Here is a 15396-nt window from a genome sequence, read left to right as displayed (position 1 = left end):
CAGTGCAATTTGAATTCCTAAATCAACTATTTAAACATATTATGAAGACTATCAGCAAATTAATTTGTGTATTGTTGTGCGTTTTCGCCACAACCCCGGCATTTGCTCAATTCAACCTTAAGAAAGCCGTAGGCGGAGCCGCAAAGGCAGTTCAAGCAGCCACTTTAACCGACGAACAGATGACTGCCTATGTAAAGGAGTATATCGACTGGATGGATACCCACAACAAGGTGTGCGAACCCGACCACCCCTATACCCAGCGTCTTAACCGACTCACCGAGGGACTTACCGATGTTGAAGGAATACCCTTGAACTTCAAGGTTTACTGGGTAGTAGATGTTAATGCATTTGCATGCGCCGACGGAAGCGTGCGCGTATTTGCCGCTCTTATGGATATAATGTCCGACGAAGAGCTGCTCGGCGTAATCGGTCACGAAATAGGACATGTAGCCCACAAGGATTCAAAGAAAGCATTCCGCACCGCACTGCTCACTTCGGCACTTAAGGACGGCATTTCGGCAAACGGCGGTACAATCGCAGCCCTTACCGACTCGCAGATAGGCGACCTCGGAGAGGCTCTCGCCAACGCCAAATATTCACAGAAGCAGGAGAACCAAGCCGACGACTACGGCTACGAGTTCCTTAAGAAATCGGGCAAGAACCCCTGGGCCATGGCTCTCTCGTTCAAGCGCCTTAAGGAGATTCAGGGCGAAGGAAAGCAGAGCAAAATCAACCAGCTCTTCTCATCGCACCCCGACCTCGACAAGCGCATCCAGCGCATGGAGAAGCGTGCCACCGACGAAGGCATAACACCTCCCGAGGTAAAAGCCGAGGAGAAGAAGTAACATCAACCCCTCAACAATATCACCATGAAGCCGCGCTCACCACGAGTTGCGGCTTCACTGTTTTTCCGACAACCGGCGGGCATCCCTGCGCGACAACATGATGTAGAATGCTCCGAATATGCCCGACGCAATAAGCACCATCGCCTGGAAGCTCCAGAACACAATCGAATAGGCCGCTGCGTCATTGTTCCCGATTCCAAACAAGCTCAACGCAAATATAACCGCGATGTTCCACGGCCCAAGACCGCCGTTGGAAGGAACGGCCATGCTGCACGAGCCGAACACAAAAACCACCAGCCCCGGAATCAACCCCAGGGCATAGCCCTCGCCCGTTATGAGCTGTCGCGTAAACGGAAAGGCGAAGAAGCACAAATAGGTTTCAAGGAAGTAGCATATCCATATTCCGAAAGTGAACACGATGTAAAGCCCCGTGCCCTTCATGTGAAACAGGACGCTGAAACCGTTCCACATTCTCATGACGCTCTTCTTCACGCCGATTACAAAACTCGTATTGCGGAACACATAGCCCACGACAGCCACCACGATTACGGCAAGGATGATAAAAATCCACAGCGTGCCGTCGGTAGTAAAGCGGTCAAGCGCCTTGCCCATGGGGTATCGGTCAAGAAACTTGTCGATATAGCCCCGCGCCACAATCAGGGTCAGGATTATAAGCATCAGTATCATCACCGCATCCGATGCCCGGTCGCCGAGGTCGGTGCCTACAACCGTCGACAGCTTGCAATTCTCGCGCCGGGCTATGTAGACACAACGCCACGCCTCGCCAAGATAAGGAAACATCAGATTAAGCGCATAGGCCCCGAATATCGACACACTCTCAGCCACGGCAGGGATGCGGGGTATTCCGGCCGCACGAAGCTGAATGCCCCAGCGCACACCCCTTATGATGTGCGACAAAATGGTAATCACCATCATGGCCGCGATGTAACGGTAATCGACACCCTGCTCTATGATAGACTTCACCTTGTCTATGTCGACCTTGTGAAAAAGCCACACGACAAGCCCCGCCGAAATAGAGAGCGGCACAACCACCTTCAGCACACGACCCAAAATATACCAACGGCCATGTCGAGGCGACGGAGATGTAACATTTTTATCCACAATTTTTCAACAATCCAAACCCCGCTATTGATTAACCGCAGGCCCATTTTTCACAGTAACATGAAAAAAACAGTGCAGGAATGTGCAAGTCAATGACTCAAGCACATCTATGCACCGGATTTCGATGTATAGCTGTTCCTATTTTTTATCAGAAAGCGTTCAGGGCCATGTCGGTAATCCATATCCAGAGCGGACAGAATCCGATGAACAGAATCACACTCAATGTCAACGATGAAGTACCGGTGGCCACATAGGTGTTGTATTCGTCGGCAATGATGATTCCCGAGAATGCCGGGGGAAGAGCACATGCCACGACAAGCATCTTTATGTTAAGCGGATCCATGTGCCACAACAAGCCGGCTATCAATGCCAGTGCAGGCATTACGATAAGCTTCAGTATTGAACCGAGCAGAGCCTGCCAGTTGATGACAATCTTGACCGATGAAAGAGTGATACCGGCCGAGAACACCGCCATTGACGCATTGGCCTTGGCTATCAAGTCAAATGAAGGGCTTGCCCAGTCAGGCCATTTAAGGCCGAGGAGCACGAGAATCACAGCGAGTATAGGAGCCCATGCCACAGGCTGTTCAAGAGCGTGAATCACAGGTTTCCACGCACTCTCCTTCTTGCCCGCCGCAGCAGCCTGAGTGCCGTCGAGCGAGGCGTTAAGCAGCGACAGTCCCACAGGGATGCCGACAGCATTGACCACGATTCCCACTATAGCCACTACAAGCGCAACCGACGGATTGGTACCGAAGATAGGCTCCAGTACGGCAAATCCGAGGAAGCCGATAGTAGGCGAACCGCTTATCAGCGCCGAAACAGCTGCATCGGCTCCGGTGTTCTTCTTGAAGCAATAACGGTATATGAAATAGACCGCCATGAAGCACACCATGATTACGACAAGCGACACAATCGACAATTTCAAGTCACGGGCCAGCATCTCACGGTCGGCCTGCACAATCGATACAAACAAGGCAGCCGGCAATGCATAGTCAAGCACAACCTTGTTGAATTTCTTGGAATCGTCACCGTTGAAGATGCCTTTTTTGCCCGAAATGAATCCGGCCAGCATCACCACCACAATAGGCACGATGGCGTATAAAATAATGTGTAACATAGTAAATGTGTAAAAATTGCGTATTCAATTACAGCCGCCTGCGGCTTATACCTTTACCGATATAAGAGCCGCCGGATTAAGATAGCCTATGTGACCGCTCTCCTTGCCTGAATCGGCAGCAAGCTGCACATCGATAAGGCATGGCTTCTTAGAGGCTATGGACTCGGAAAGAGCCGTGGCAAGGTCGGCCGGCGTAGTGACATAGTAGGTCTTGGCGCCGAATGCCTCGCCGAGCTTGTCGTAACGGGCGTTGATGTTAAGTGTGGTAGGAGCGGGATCGCCGTCCTTTGATAGGTTCTCGCCTACTCCGTTATATATACCGCCGTTATTGAAAATGACCACGGTGACAGGCAGATTGAAACGGCATATAGTGCTGAAGTCCATGCCGCTGAATCCGAAGGCGCTGTCGCCCTCGATGGCTACAACCGATTTGCCCGAAGCTACGGCGGCACCTATGGCCGAACCCATACCCATGCCCATGATGGCCCATGTGGCACAGTCGATGCGGTGACGCGGCAACATCATGTCGATGGCGTTGCGCGTGTCGTCGAGTGTATTGGCACCCTCGTTCACAAGCACGACATCGGGGTTGGATGCAAACACCTTCCTGACGGCACTCAGCGCGCTCCAGTGAGTCATAGGCACGGTCTGAGGCACGAACCGCTCGGCAAACTTTGCATTCTTGGCCTTGGACGCACTCTGCAGCGAGGGAACCCAATCGGAATCCATCGACATTTTGTAGGATGGCAACGCGGCAAGCATCGCGTCGATCGACGACTCGATGTCGCCCACCACGGGAGCTGCTATAGCACGGTTTATGTCAATCTCCTCGGGGTCGATGTCAATCTGGATGAACTTGCCGTCGGGATTCCACTTGCCGTGACCTCGCGACAGCAGCCAGTTGAGGCGTGCGCCTATGAGCATCACCACATCGGCCTGCTCCATGAAGTAACTGCGCATGGAGTTCACGCTCAGCTCATGATTATCGGGCAACAGTCCCTTGGCCATCGACATCTGGTAGAAAGGCACTCCGGTGGCTTCGACAAACTTCCTGATCTTGTCGTCGACCTGAGCGTAGGCGGCTCCCTTTCCAAGCAGGATGACGGGCTTCTTGGCTCCGGCCAGCAGCTCCATGGCCCTCGCTACCGACTGAGGCGACGGAACCACCGCCGGACACAAGTCGACAGGAGTATATAATGTGGCTTCGGCAGCCTTGCGGTCCATCACCGCGCCAAGACACGGGGTAGTGACATCGAGATAGACACCGCCCGGACGGCCCGACACAGCCGCACGATAGGCACGCACAACGCCGGTCATTATATCCTCGGGACGGTTGATGCGGTAAGCCGCTTTAACAAGAGGCTTGGCGATGTTCAGCTGGTCGAGTCCCTCGTAGGTACCCTGCATCAAATCGATGGGCTCACGCTCGCTCGAGCCCGAAATCTGAATCATAGGATAGCAGTTGACCGTGGCGTTGGCCGTAGCGGTCAATCCGTTTAGGAATCCAAGCGACGACACTGTGAGCAGCACACCCGGAGTCTTGGTGAGGAATCCGTGAGTGGCGGCAGCCATACCGGCCTGCTGCTCGTGACGGAAGCCGACAAACTTGATGCCTTCACCCTGTGCAATATAGGCGAACTCCGTGACAGGAATGCCCACCAGGCCATACATAGTGTCGATGCCGACTCTCTTTAACGCTTGTGTAAGAATCAACATTCCCGTAACTTCATTGGCTGTTGACGGGTCGGTGTGAGGTATTGAATCTATTGACATAATAGTTGCTTTTTTTATGTTAGGCTTTGAAAAATCCATAGTGACATGTCGGCTGTTGACTGTCACTATGGAGAGAAATATAATGAATTCCTTGCAAGGTTACTTGGCAGGTGCAGGCATGGGCGCGGTAGTGCCGTTGGCCTTGAATCGTGCCTGCTCGTCGGCTGTGTAGCCGAGCGATGTGAGCACCTCGTCGGTATCGCCGCCGAGAGTAGGACACGGGCCGTAGACAGGCTGATAGTTGGAGATGGTGAACGGTACACCCACGGTTACAAACTCGCCTATCTTGCCGCCCTGATTGATCTTGACAAGTGTATTGCCGTCATAGAGGCTCTCGTCGCTCATGATCTCCTTGGTCGAAAGCACGGGACCTACCGGCACACCGGCCTTTGACAATATCTCGGTCACCTCATACTTGGTCTTGTCGATGGTCCACTTGCCGATACGCTCATATATTGCCTGTTTGTGCTTGTCACGAGCATCGGCGGTGTTGAAGTCGGGATTGGTGAGCCAATCCTCAAATCCGAGTGCCTTGGCAGCGAGCTCAAACTGCTTCTCGCCGCGCTGAAGGATTACATACACGTAGGCATTGGGGTCGGTTTCCCAGCCCTTGCACTTGTAGGTCCATCCAAGCACTCCGCTACCCTCCTGATTACCGCTTCGAGGCACAAAGTCGCCAAACTTCTGGTCGGGATATTGCGGGAACTGGGTAAGATAGCCGATACGGTCGAGTGTAAGCTGGTCGCGTGTCTTGATACGACACAAGTTAAGACAGGCGTTGTGCATCGACTGATATATGAAACTGCCCTCGCCGGTGCGCTCACGCTGCATCAATGCGGCAAGAATACCGATGGTCAAGTGCATACCGGTGTTTGAGTCACCGAGCGCGGCTCCCGACTGAGTGGGAACATCATCGGGGCCTTCCCACCATCCGGTGGTTGAAGCGGCTCCGGCTGTTACCTGGGCCACAGGCTCGTAGGCCTTCAGGTCCTTATACTTTGACGACAGGGGGAATCCCTTTATAGTGCCGTAGACACATCGAGGATTGATCTTGTGCACCTCTTCCCAGCTGAATCCGAGCTTATCCATGGCGCCTGGATGAAGATTTTCGATAAACACATCGGCACCGGCAATTAATTTTGTAAGGATAGCCTTACCGTCGGGGGTCTTAGCATCGAGGGCAAGCGACTTCTTGTCGGAATTTAACTGTAGGAAATAGTAACTTGGACAATCGGGGTCAAACTGCAATTCGTTACGTGTTGCATCACCTACACCCGGGCGTTCGATTTTAATAACTTCGGCACCAAGCCATGCAAGAAGCTGTGTACATGAAGGGCCTGACTGAACCTCGGTGAAATCTATCACTTTGATTCCCTGTAAAGGAGCTGTGTTCATAATTTTCTTATTTATATCGTTAGAATATTCGTGTGTCATTTAATGCTATGAGTATCACAATAAGTAATAATTCACAACCTAATCAATACAAGTTCAACATTCTCTATTTTCAAAAGTTTCCACAGCATAGGTTCTTATCATTATTTAACAGCATTTACCCATAACGACACAGCTTCCTCAATATATGTAAAAAAATAACGGAACCACCCGTCGCGGGCAATTCCGTCAATCTATTTTGATGATATTGTTTATCCAATTTTATTTACCTCAAGGTCGCCGTTGAACACTTCGTTCCAGGGCAGACCCTGCTTTGCGATTACATCCAGGAACGGATCGGGATCAAACTCCTCGACATTGTGCACGCCGGGCTTAACCCACTTGCCGGTAAGGAACATCATTGCTCCGGCCATTGCGGGCACACCGGTGGTGTAGCTTACGGCCTGCATTCCTGTTTCCTTGTAGGCTGCCTCATGGCTGCAGTTATTATATATGTAGTAGGTGAGAGGCTTGCCCTCCTTGTCCTTACCTGAGATGCGGCATCCTATCGATGTTTCGCCGTGGTAGTTCTCGCCGAGATCCTGCGGATTGGGAAGCACGGCCTTAAGGAACTGCAACGGAACAATCTTGGTGCCGTTGTACTCTACCTCGTCGATACGAGCCATGCCGATGTTCTGGATCACGCGCAGGTGAGTAAGATACTCCTGGCCGAAAGTCATCCAGAATCGCGCTCTCTTAATGGTGGGGAAATTCACTACAAGCGACTCGAGCTCCTCGTGATAGAGCAGATAGGAGTCGCGCGGGCCTATATTGGGATAGGTGAGCGGAGCGTGTATTTCAAGCGGCTTGGTAACCACCCACTTGCCTTCGCTGTAGTAACGGCCGTTCTGGGTTATCTCGCGAATGTTGATTTCGGGGTTGAAGTTGGTTGCAAAAGCCTTGCCATGGTCGCCGGCATTGCAGTCAACAATGTCGAGATACTCCATTTCAGAGAAATAGTGCTTGGCGGCATAGGCAGTGAAGACGCCCGACACTCCGGGATCGAATCCGCAACCGAGGATAGCCGTCAGTCCGGCCTTCTCGAAGCGTTCACGATAAGCCCACTGCCAAGAGTACTCAAAGTGAGCCTCATCCTTGGGCTCGTAGTTGGCAGTGTCAAGGTAGTTGACGCCACATTCAAGACAGGCGTCCATAATCGTAAGGTCCTGATAAGGCAGGGCCACGTTGATTACAAGGTCGGGCTTGTGACGGTTGAACAGAGCCACGAGCTCATCAACCTTGTCGGCATCGACCGAGTCGGTGGTGATGTTGGGAGCACCTATAGCCTTGGCGATTGCATCGCACTTGCTCTTGGTGCGCGATGCAAGCACTATCTCATTGAACACATCGGGATTCTGCGCACACTTGTGAGCAACGACGGTTCCTACTCCGCCTGCTCCGATTATAATGACTTTCGACATCTCTTTAAACTGAATTTTGAGGTTATGACTATTTCTTGTCGGCCTGCTGCTTGAGCAAGTCACGAATCTCGGTTAGAAGCACCTCCTCCTTAGTAGGTTCGGCGGGAGCTGCAGGAGCTTCCTCAACCTTCTTCTTGAATCGGTTCATGAATTTTATAGCCATGAATATACAGAAAGCAACAATGAGGAAGTCGACAATGTTCTGGATGAATACACCGTAGGTCATGGCCACTTCAGGAGTCACCACTTCCTCGCCGTTCATCACGGCAGCTTTCAGTATAAGTTTGTGTTCCTTAAAGTCAAGCCCGCCTGTGGCAATGCCCACTACAGGCATGATGACATCATTGACAAGCGATGACACGATTTTGCCAAACGCACCACCGATGATTACACCGACGGCCATGTCGACCACGTTGCCCTTCATCGCAAACTCTTTGAACTCACTGAGAATTTTACCCATGATTGTGTAGTGTTAAATAAATGATTAAAACCAGTAAAAACGGGGTCGGTCACTATCGTCCCCCGTTAAAAAACGCTCTTTTTGCAATTTTGGCTGTTGAAAAGAACTAATTTCGTACAAAATTAAAGAAATTTTTCCTTTATTTTGCTTCCACAATGACTTAATTTAAAAAAAAATAGTAATTTTGTGATGCAAAATTTCAAGGTTCAGTTGTCACCAAGCTTGTAGCTGAACCCCACAATAGTAGATGTTAATCATAACCCAATAATTATTAAACAATTATGACAAAAGTAGGTATTAATGGTTTTGGCCGCATCGGACGTTTCGTTTTCCGTGCTTCCACTAAGAGAGATGACATCGAAGTTGTCGCTATCAACGACCTTCTCCCTGTTGACTACATGGCTTACATGCTCAAGTATGACACTATGCACGGCAAATTTGACGGCACAGTCGATTTCGACATGGAAAAGAGCCTCCTCATCGTTAACGGTAAGGAAATCCGCGTAACTGCATGCCGCGACCCGAAAGAAATCAACTGGGGCGCTGTAAACGCAGAATACGTTGTTGAGTCAACCGGCTTGTTCCTCACCAAGGAAAAGGCTCAGGCTCACATCGAGGCTGGTGCCAAGTATGTGGTTATGTCAGCTCCTTCTAAGGACGACACCCCCATGTTTGTTTGCGGTGTAAACCTTGACAAATACGTAAAGGGTACTCAGTTTGTATCTAACGCTTCTTGCACAACCAACTGTCTTGCTCCTATCACCAAGGTGCTCAACGACAAGTTTGGCGTTGTTGAAGGTCTTATGACTACTGTTCACTCTACTACTGCAACTCAGAAGACTGTTGACGGTCCCTCAATGAAGGACTGGCGTGGTGGTCGTGCCGCTTCAGGCAACATCATCCCCTCATCAACCGGTGCTGCTAAGGCTGTAGGTAAAGTAATCCCCGAACTCAACGGTAAGCTTACCGGTATGTCAATGCGTGTCCCCACCCTCGATGTATCAGTTGTTGACCTTACTGTAAACCTTGCAAAGCCCGCAACTTACGATGAAATCTGCGCTGCCATGAAGGAAGCTGCAGAAGGCGAACTCAAGGGTATCCTTGGTTACACTGAAGATGCAGTCGTATCAAGCGACTTCCTCGGTGACACTCGCACTTCTATCTTCGACGCTAAGGCTGGTATCCAGTTGACTCCGACCTTCGTTAAGGTTGTTAGCTGGTATGACAACGAGATCGGTTACTCTAACAAGGTTCTCGACCTCATCGCTCACATGAAGAAAGTAAACGGCTAATAAACCGTAACACTTCGATAAAGAGTCGGCGACCGTCCATCCCGGACAGTCGCCGACTTATTTTTTTGCACCCCATACCGCCTCCTGAAAACACACGTAAGGGCATTTTTCACTCCACATTTTTTGTTTTATTCCGGAATCATGGCCATATTTGCATAATCATATCCAAAATCACATCATCATTTAGCATGAAAAGATTAATTGTCATTATTGCGATTGTGGCTTCGCTGGCAAGCATGTCGGCGCAGAGCCGCAAAGGCGTGTCGATTCTCGGCGACTCCTACTCGACATTCCAGGGATTCGTAACCCCCGACTCCAACTTCCTGTGGTACTTCACCGTTCCCAACCCCGAGCTAACCGATGTCAACGCCGTGACTCAGACATGGTGGCACCGGCTCATCAAGGATCAGGGCTGGAGGCTGTGCCTCAACAACTCGTTCTCGGGTTCTACGATATGCAACACGGGCTATAACGGAGAGGACTATTCGGGACGGTCGTTCATCGCAAGAATGAAAAATCTCGGTTCGCCCGACATCATATTCATATTCGGAGGCACCAACGACTCATGGGCCAACGCCCCCATAGGCGAATATGTGTATGAGAACTGGACGCCTCAACAGCTCTACAGCGTGAGGCCGGCAATGGCCTATATGCTGTCGACAATGGTCGACTACTATCCAGGCACCGACATATACTTTATAATAAACAGCGAACTGAAGCCCGAAATCAACGAATCGATAACCTCGCTATGCGAGCGCTACGGAGTAACGCCCATCATGTTGCACGACATTGACAAGAAGGCGGGACATCCCTCGATAAAGGGAATGGAGCAGATTGCCGAGCAGGTAAAACAGCACTTGAAGCAATAACGCTCCGGCGTCACTTGCCCTTGGGGGCGTCACTTTGCTTTGCGGCGTCACCGCCTGCAGCCACATCACCGTGAGCAGGAGCTGACGGAGCAGGAGCGGCCGGTGTAGGTGTTGTTGACGGTGATAATGGCGTATTGGCCTTCACCTCGGCATCAGCCACCATGTCGGCGATATTGGCCGGATAAACGGGATGCTCGTTGTAGGCAAATCCTGGGTCGCCCGAAGTGTTTGGCGGAATCACCCAATTGGTCTTCGGGTCATAGGCAGGCATAGGCACGGGCGAATTACCGTTATAGGGCATCGCCTCAGGCTTGGGATTACCTATGTTGACGACATCGCGACTCGACGGAGCCGAGTAAGCCGACAGTCCGAAAGCCGGCACGGCCGCCATCAGATGCTCGAATATGTCGCTCTGTATGCCCTCATACTTCACCCAGTCGGCGGTATTGGTGTAGCAGAACAGCTCAAGCGGCTGCGCCTGGGGTGTCTGCTGAAGCTCACGCACCATGCATGTGAGCTCGCCCATCGTAATCCACGGGTGATGATGCAGATAGAGTCCAGTATAGGCTCGGAACACACCGAGATTGGTGTCGATCGAGCCGTTGACCTTTATGTCGTCGCGCATCAGCGAGGTGGCCTCGCCCTCGGCTGCATATTTCTGCATCTTTTCGATATAGTCCTTCATGAATGGCAGCTTCTTGAAATCCTCAAGCATCTCGGGTGTCGTAGGGCGTATCGTGGATATGTCGATAAGAATCGATCGCTGTATCTGACGCCGTCCGCGCTGCTTCATCTTGTTCCAGTTCTGAAGCTGCGTCGACACGAGCGTGTAGGGAGGCACCGTGACGGTGGTGTTGTCCCAGTTGCGAACCTTGACGGCGGTCAGCGACACATCAGTTACGATGCCGTTGACAATCGTGCCGGGAATGGCGATCCAGTCGCCCACGCGCAACATGTCGTTGGCCGACAGCTGCAATCCCGCCACAAAGCCGAGGATTGAGTCCTTGAAAATCAACATCAACGCCGCCGCAAACGCGCCAAGTCCCGTAAGCAAAGCCGCCGGTGAGCGGTCGACAAGCAGTGCCACCGATATTATGGCTATCACCATCCACACAAGCCCCTTGGCCACATTTAGGATGCCCTTCAGCGGCAGGTTCTTGGTGTTCTCCTTCCTGTTGTAGTTCACCCAGATGACATTGAACACCGAGCAAATCGTCCATCCCACCGTCAGCACGAAATACACAAGCACTATGCGCATAAGAATGTCGAGCGCATGGGAATCGGTCTGGAACGCAAACGGGATAAACGCCATAAATACAAGCGGCGGTATTATGTGACTGCTCTTGTTGATCAACTGCTCATGCTCCATCTCCTCGGTGAATATCGTTCGCCGGGCATATACGAAGTGCTGCGTTATCAACACCACGACCTTACGTGTCAGCCATCCGGCCAGCAGTGCGATGCCGAGAATAATCACCGTATAGACGACCTCCTCGGCCATGCTCGACTTGGTGAGTCCGAGCCACAACAGGATTCTGTCGACTAAATTCAGCAGCCACTGCGCTACCTTGTGGGTAGGAATCCAAGAGATAACCATAAGTAAAATAGTACAATAAAAAAGTAATATAACCTAATAATGGTCTAATAATAACATAGTCGGGATTGAATTGGTTTGAAAAAAATGCGTATCTTTGGCAACGATGACATTATCATGGATTGCAATAGGGACTGTTGAGCTTTGTGTACTCGGATTCATAGCCGCCGCGGCGGTAATAGCACTCATAATGAAGCCGGGTTCACGCAACGAGGCTGTGACTGAATTTGCCGCCGGGCTATTGTCGCACGAGGGAGTTCTCGCCGGCAGCTTCGGCATCGAGCTGACCTGTCGCGACGACTACAGCACAGTCATCACACGGCAGGGATTCGGCGGATTGCTCTCATCCGACGGCTCGGTAAGCCTGGCTATTACGATAAAGGATTGCGACATCACCATCGAGGAGCGCATAATAAGCGGCCATGGAACATCGGACGACACACCCGACACCGCCACATTCACACTTACATGCCTCAAGCCCCGCCTGCACTACCACCTGCGCTACACATCGGAAGCGTTAAGCCGCTCCGTCACAATGTCATTTACTGTGACTCCGGGCCTGTCGATAGTCAAGGAGCTTGTGCAATAGATTGTTAATTGTATTGTCTATATCACAACGTTTGACTACCTTTGCACAGTCATGGGTTCATCAGTAAAAAAAATATGGGAGTGGTGTCGCCACTACATTTCAGTCACATTCATCATAGTAGTGGTGTTTGTGGTCATCGTGCTGTTTTTCAACGAAAACTCCATCCTCAAGTCGATGGAGTACAACCGACAGATAACCGACCTGAAAGAGGAGATACAATCCAACCGCGACACGCTCGAATACTACAACAAGCTGAACCACAGCCTTGACACCGATCCCGAAACAATGGAACGCATCGTGCGCGAACGCTACCACATGCAGCGCGAAAACGAGGATGTGTACATTGTCGAGTAAAAAACCACACCCCCAACCTCAACACTTTGACACAATGCAGAAATCAGGAATAACATCCAGGAATTCAAGCCGACTGTGGCCGTGGGTCACTTCGGCCGGACTGATATTGATTGCCATAGGCGTGCTGATGCCCATACTCGGCATAGGCGGCCCCGCCTTCAAATGGGTTTACGGCGCAGGAGCCGTGGTGTCGCTGATAGGGCGCATCATGACACCCTACAAGGGCGACATACTACGCGTAAAGCGGTTGCACCGCATCGAAGCGTGGTCGTCGATATTCTTCTGCGTAGCCACATTCTTTATGTTCTATCCCGGAGCAGGAGCATCGGACTGGCTTGCATTCACGCTTGCCGAAGGCTGCATCCTGCTCTATACTTCAATCATGATTCCGCGTGCCGCAAAGTCGTCGCACAGCTGACAAAACCATCGCGATAAAGCCAAAAATAGGTTAAAATCGCCATTTTGGTTCCAATAAGTCATTCATGGGTCGAAAATCACCGCAGTTTTAAAGCGTTAATTCACGCGGAATTAGTAATTTTGTCACCGCAATGGGTCATAACTTAGTCATAGACCAGGGCAATTCAGCCGCGAAAGTCGCCATTTTCAGGGGACCGGCTCTCGTACGCTCATGGCGTTACGAGGAGCTGACGCCGCGCATACTCACCGACATCGCAGCCGATTACGACATCACGGCAGCCATCTACTGCTCGGTATCGCGCCACGGCGAGGACATAGTCGTGACACTTCGCGGCATAGCACCGCGGGTATATGAGCTGACATCGATGCTGCCGCTGCCCATAAAGATAGGCTACACCACCCCTACGACCCTCGGCCGCGACCGCATAGCCGCAATAGCCGGCGCATGGGCATGCTATCCCGGACGGTCGGTGCTCGTGGTCGACGCAGGCACCGCCGTGACCTACGATGTGCTCGACACCGACGGAACGTTTATAGGCGGCAACATAGCGCCCGGACTGTGGATGCGCGCACAGGCGCTTCACGACATGACGAGCCGTCTGCCGCTGGTCGATGTGGAGTCGGAACACAATGTAGCCCTATGGGGCACCGACACCGAAGGCGCCATAATGTCAGGCGTGGTGAGAGGCGTTGCCGGAGAGATAGCCTACTATCGCTCGCAGCTGCCCGACGACACCATAGTGATGCTTACCGGCGGTGACGCCGTAAGACTCGCGCCGCTGATCGACGGCAATGTCGAGATTGACTCTCTGCTCGTATGTAAAGGATTAAACAGTATATTGACATATAATGAATCTCGTTAAGAAAATCTTCGCTGCGATAGCTATAGTCGCAGTTACAGTAAGCGCTCAGGCGCAAAACCCGATGAGCCCTTACTCAAAATACGGATACGGTATCCTGAACGACAACGCCACATCGGCTCAACGGGCCATGGGAGGCGTTGGTTACGCAATGAGTTCGGGCCGACAGATAAACGCCATGAACCCGGCAAGCTACGCAGCCATCGACTCGCTGACATTTCTCTTCGACATGGGCCTCACCACCACAGCTCTTTGGAGCAAGGAGGGTAACACCTCGGGCAAGGACTTCGGCGGCGGCCTCGACTACATCACCATGCAGTTTCCCATCACCAAATATCTGGGTGGAAGCATCGGCCTCGTACCCCTGTCGTCGGTAGGCTACTCGTTTGGCTCCAAAGTCGACAACGGCACCTCGCTGCGTCAAGGTTCGGGCGGCCTCAACCAGCTTTACTTCGGACTTGGTGTACGTCCGTTCACCGGCCTCACCTTAGGAGCCAACATAGGCTACCTCTTCGGCACCACCATCAACGACTCATACGTTACCACTTCAGCCGGCTCGACCACCCTCTTTGAGCGCGTAATCGAAGTGCGTGACTACCGCCTCCAGTTTGGTATTCAGTACGCCTTGCCCATAAACGGCCGCGACAAGCTCACCGCGGGTGTCACCTACACCCCCGGTAAGACTCTTCTCGGTCACACCTGGGGAATAAAATATGATGTCAACGCCGACACCGACGGCTCAGGCGCAGCGGTTCCCGACACGGTAGGCTACACTTCGCTCAAGGGCAAGTATTCGCTTCCCGAAACATGGGGTATCGGATTGAACTACGTGTGGAATGAAAAGCTCATGGTGGAGGCTGACTTCACCTACCAGCCCTGGAAAAACGCCGACTTCGACCTCAACAAGGAGTTCAATGAATCGACCGAGTTCAACAACCGCTGGAAATTTGCCCTCGGCGCACAGCTCACTCCCCGAGCACGAGGAAACTACGCACAGCGCGTCAACTATCGCCTTGGCGGATTCTACTCCAACGACTATATAAAGGTGCGCGGCAACAATGTGCGCGAATACGGCCTCACGATGGGATTCGGACTTCCCGCTCCCGGCTCGAAGACCGTCATCAACATAGGCTTTGAATGGCGTCACCGCCAGGCCAACCCCATGCCGCTTATCAAGGAGAACTACTTCAGCGTGACACTGGGCGTAAACTTCAACGAACTTTGGTTCTATCAGAGCAAGATACGTTAA

The 15396-nt window shown here is 51.8% G+C and carries 15 protein-coding genes; 8 read left to right on the top strand and 7 right to left on the bottom strand.

The features are described from left to right. The first annotated feature begins 41 nt into the window (after window positions 1-41). Window positions 42-845, top strand: a complete 804-nt coding sequence (locus E7746_RS13265) for a M48 family metallopeptidase (RefSeq protein WP_370271022.1) — start codon at window positions 42-44, stop codon at window positions 843-845. Between the two features lie 54 nt (window positions 846-899). On the opposite strand, the gene E7746_RS13260 is transcribed toward E7746_RS13265, so the two are convergent. From E7746_RS13260 to mscL, 6 genes are all read right to left on the bottom strand, one after another. Continuing rightward, window positions 900-1967 carry a lysylphosphatidylglycerol synthase transmembrane domain-containing protein gene (locus E7746_RS13260; RefSeq protein ID WP_168184399.1) on the bottom strand — a complete coding sequence of 356 codons (1068 nt, stop codon included), beginning with the start codon at window positions 1965-1967 and terminating at the stop codon, window positions 900-902. A gap of 148 nt (window positions 1968-2115) precedes the next feature. Next, entirely contained in the window at window positions 2116-3087 is a 972-nt protein-coding gene (locus E7746_RS13255; protein WP_136411109.1) for an AEC family transporter, read from the bottom strand. 45 nt (window positions 3088-3132) lie between these two features. Further along, entirely contained in the window at window positions 3133-4860 is a 1728-nt protein-coding gene (oxc, locus tag E7746_RS13250) for an oxalyl-CoA decarboxylase (protein ID WP_136411108.1), read from the bottom strand. A 99-nt stretch (window positions 4861-4959) separates the two neighbouring features. After that, on the bottom strand, window positions 4960-6255 hold the full coding sequence (frc, locus tag E7746_RS13245) for a formyl-CoA transferase (protein WP_123395390.1): 1296 nt from the start codon (window positions 6253-6255) through the stop codon (window positions 4960-4962). Window positions 6256-6503: 248 nt separating this feature from the next. Beyond that, window positions 6504-7712 (bottom strand): saccharopine dehydrogenase family protein, encoded by a 1209-nt coding sequence (locus E7746_RS13240; protein WP_123394766.1) that lies wholly within the window; start codon window positions 7710-7712, stop codon window positions 6504-6506. Window positions 7713-7740: 28 nt separating this feature from the next. Next, window positions 7741-8172: a large-conductance mechanosensitive channel protein MscL gene (mscL, locus tag E7746_RS13235; protein ID WP_123394767.1), complete on the bottom strand. Its 432-nt coding sequence runs from the start codon at window positions 8170-8172 to the stop codon at window positions 7741-7743. Window positions 8173-8453: 281 nt separating this feature from the next. On the opposite strand from mscL, the gene gap reads away from it, so the two are divergent. Together gap and E7746_RS13225 are read left to right on the top strand one after the other, a co-directional pair. Further along, the gene (gap, locus tag E7746_RS13230; protein ID WP_123394768.1) at window positions 8454-9464 is read left to right on the top strand and encodes a type I glyceraldehyde-3-phosphate dehydrogenase; all 1011 of its coding nucleotides are present in this window, start codon (window positions 8454-8456) and stop codon (window positions 9462-9464) included. A gap of 188 nt (window positions 9465-9652) precedes the next feature. After that, on the top strand, window positions 9653-10333 hold the full coding sequence (locus E7746_RS13225) for an SGNH/GDSL hydrolase family protein (RefSeq protein WP_123394769.1): 681 nt from the start codon (window positions 9653-9655) through the stop codon (window positions 10331-10333). Between the two features lie 10 nt (window positions 10334-10343). Here the strand turns inward: E7746_RS13225 and E7746_RS13220 are convergent, their stop codons facing one another. Beyond that, window positions 10344-11930 (bottom strand): mechanosensitive ion channel family protein, encoded by a 1587-nt coding sequence (locus E7746_RS13220; RefSeq protein WP_136411107.1) that lies wholly within the window; start codon window positions 11928-11930, stop codon window positions 10344-10346. A 103-nt stretch (window positions 11931-12033) separates the two neighbouring features. Here E7746_RS13220 and E7746_RS13215 point away from each other — a divergent pair, with 103 nt between their 5' ends. The 5 genes from E7746_RS13215 to E7746_RS13195 all read left to right on the top strand — a co-directional run bounded on the left by E7746_RS13215 (window position 12034) and on the right by E7746_RS13195 (window position 15396). Beyond that, complete coding sequence (locus E7746_RS13215; protein ID WP_168184398.1) at window positions 12034-12516, top strand: hypothetical protein; 483 nt, start codon at window positions 12034-12036, stop codon at window positions 12514-12516. A 51-nt stretch (window positions 12517-12567) separates the two neighbouring features. Next, window positions 12568-12870, top strand: coding sequence for an FtsB family cell division protein (locus E7746_RS13210; protein WP_123394772.1), 303 nt, complete (start codon window positions 12568-12570; stop codon window positions 12868-12870). 34 nt (window positions 12871-12904) lie between these two features. Continuing rightward, a complete protein-coding gene (locus tag E7746_RS13205) occupies window positions 12905-13288 on the top strand; it encodes a hypothetical protein (RefSeq protein ID WP_136411105.1) in 384 nt (127 codons plus the stop codon). Window positions 13289-13418: 130 nt separating this feature from the next. Next, window positions 13419-14150, top strand: coding sequence for a type III pantothenate kinase (locus E7746_RS13200; protein ID WP_123394774.1), 732 nt, complete (start codon window positions 13419-13421; stop codon window positions 14148-14150). Then, window positions 14137-15396, top strand: a complete 1260-nt coding sequence (locus E7746_RS13195) for a hypothetical protein (RefSeq protein WP_136411104.1) — start codon at window positions 14137-14139, stop codon at window positions 15394-15396. Before E7746_RS13200 ends, E7746_RS13195 begins: the two co-directional genes overlap by 14 nt.

This window comes from Muribaculum gordoncarteri (genome assembly GCF_004803695.1).
In the GTDB taxonomy this organism is placed as follows: domain Bacteria; phylum Bacteroidota; class Bacteroidia; order Bacteroidales; family Muribaculaceae; genus Muribaculum; species Muribaculum gordoncarteri.
Note: the sequence above shows the minus strand (reverse complement) of the source record. Positions and strands in the feature narration are given on the sequence as shown.

Bases quoted from the DNA above. Each gene is read 5' to 3' on its own strand.
- E7746_RS13265 (WP_370271022.1), top strand. From the start codon at position 42: ATGAAGACTATCAGCAAATTAATTTGTGTATTGTTGTGCGTTTTCGCC.
- E7746_RS13255 (WP_136411109.1), bottom strand. From the start codon at position 3,087: ATGTTACACATTATTTTATACGCCATCGTGCCTATTGTGGTGGTGATG.
- oxc (WP_136411108.1), bottom strand. From the start codon at position 4,860: ATGTCAATAGATTCAATACCTCACACCGACCCGTCAACAGCCAATGAA.
- frc (WP_123395390.1), bottom strand. From the start codon at position 6,255: ATGAACACAGCTCCTTTACAGGGAATCAAAGTGATAGATTTCACCGAG.
- E7746_RS13240 (WP_123394766.1), bottom strand. From the start codon at position 7,712: ATGTCGAAAGTCATTATAATCGGAGCAGGCGGAGTAGGAACCGTCGTT.
- mscL (WP_123394767.1), bottom strand. From the start codon at position 8,172: ATGGGTAAAATTCTCAGTGAGTTCAAAGAGTTTGCGATGAAGGGCAAC.
- gap (WP_123394768.1), top strand. From the start codon at position 8,454: ATGACAAAAGTAGGTATTAATGGTTTTGGCCGCATCGGACGTTTCGTT.
- E7746_RS13225 (WP_123394769.1), top strand. From the start codon at position 9,653: ATGAAAAGATTAATTGTCATTATTGCGATTGTGGCTTCGCTGGCAAGC.
- E7746_RS13220 (WP_136411107.1), bottom strand. From the start codon at position 11,930: ATGGTTATCTCTTGGATTCCTACCCACAAGGTAGCGCAGTGGCTGCTG.
- E7746_RS13215 (WP_168184398.1), top strand. From the start codon at position 12,034: ATGACATTATCATGGATTGCAATAGGGACTGTTGAGCTTTGTGTACTC.
- E7746_RS13210 (WP_123394772.1), top strand. From the start codon at position 12,568: ATGGGTTCATCAGTAAAAAAAATATGGGAGTGGTGTCGCCACTACATT.
- E7746_RS13205 (WP_136411105.1), top strand. From the start codon at position 12,905: ATGCAGAAATCAGGAATAACATCCAGGAATTCAAGCCGACTGTGGCCG.
- E7746_RS13200 (WP_123394774.1), top strand. From the start codon at position 13,419: ATGGGTCATAACTTAGTCATAGACCAGGGCAATTCAGCCGCGAAAGTC.
- E7746_RS13195 (WP_136411104.1), top strand. From the start codon at position 14,137: ATGAATCTCGTTAAGAAAATCTTCGCTGCGATAGCTATAGTCGCAGTT.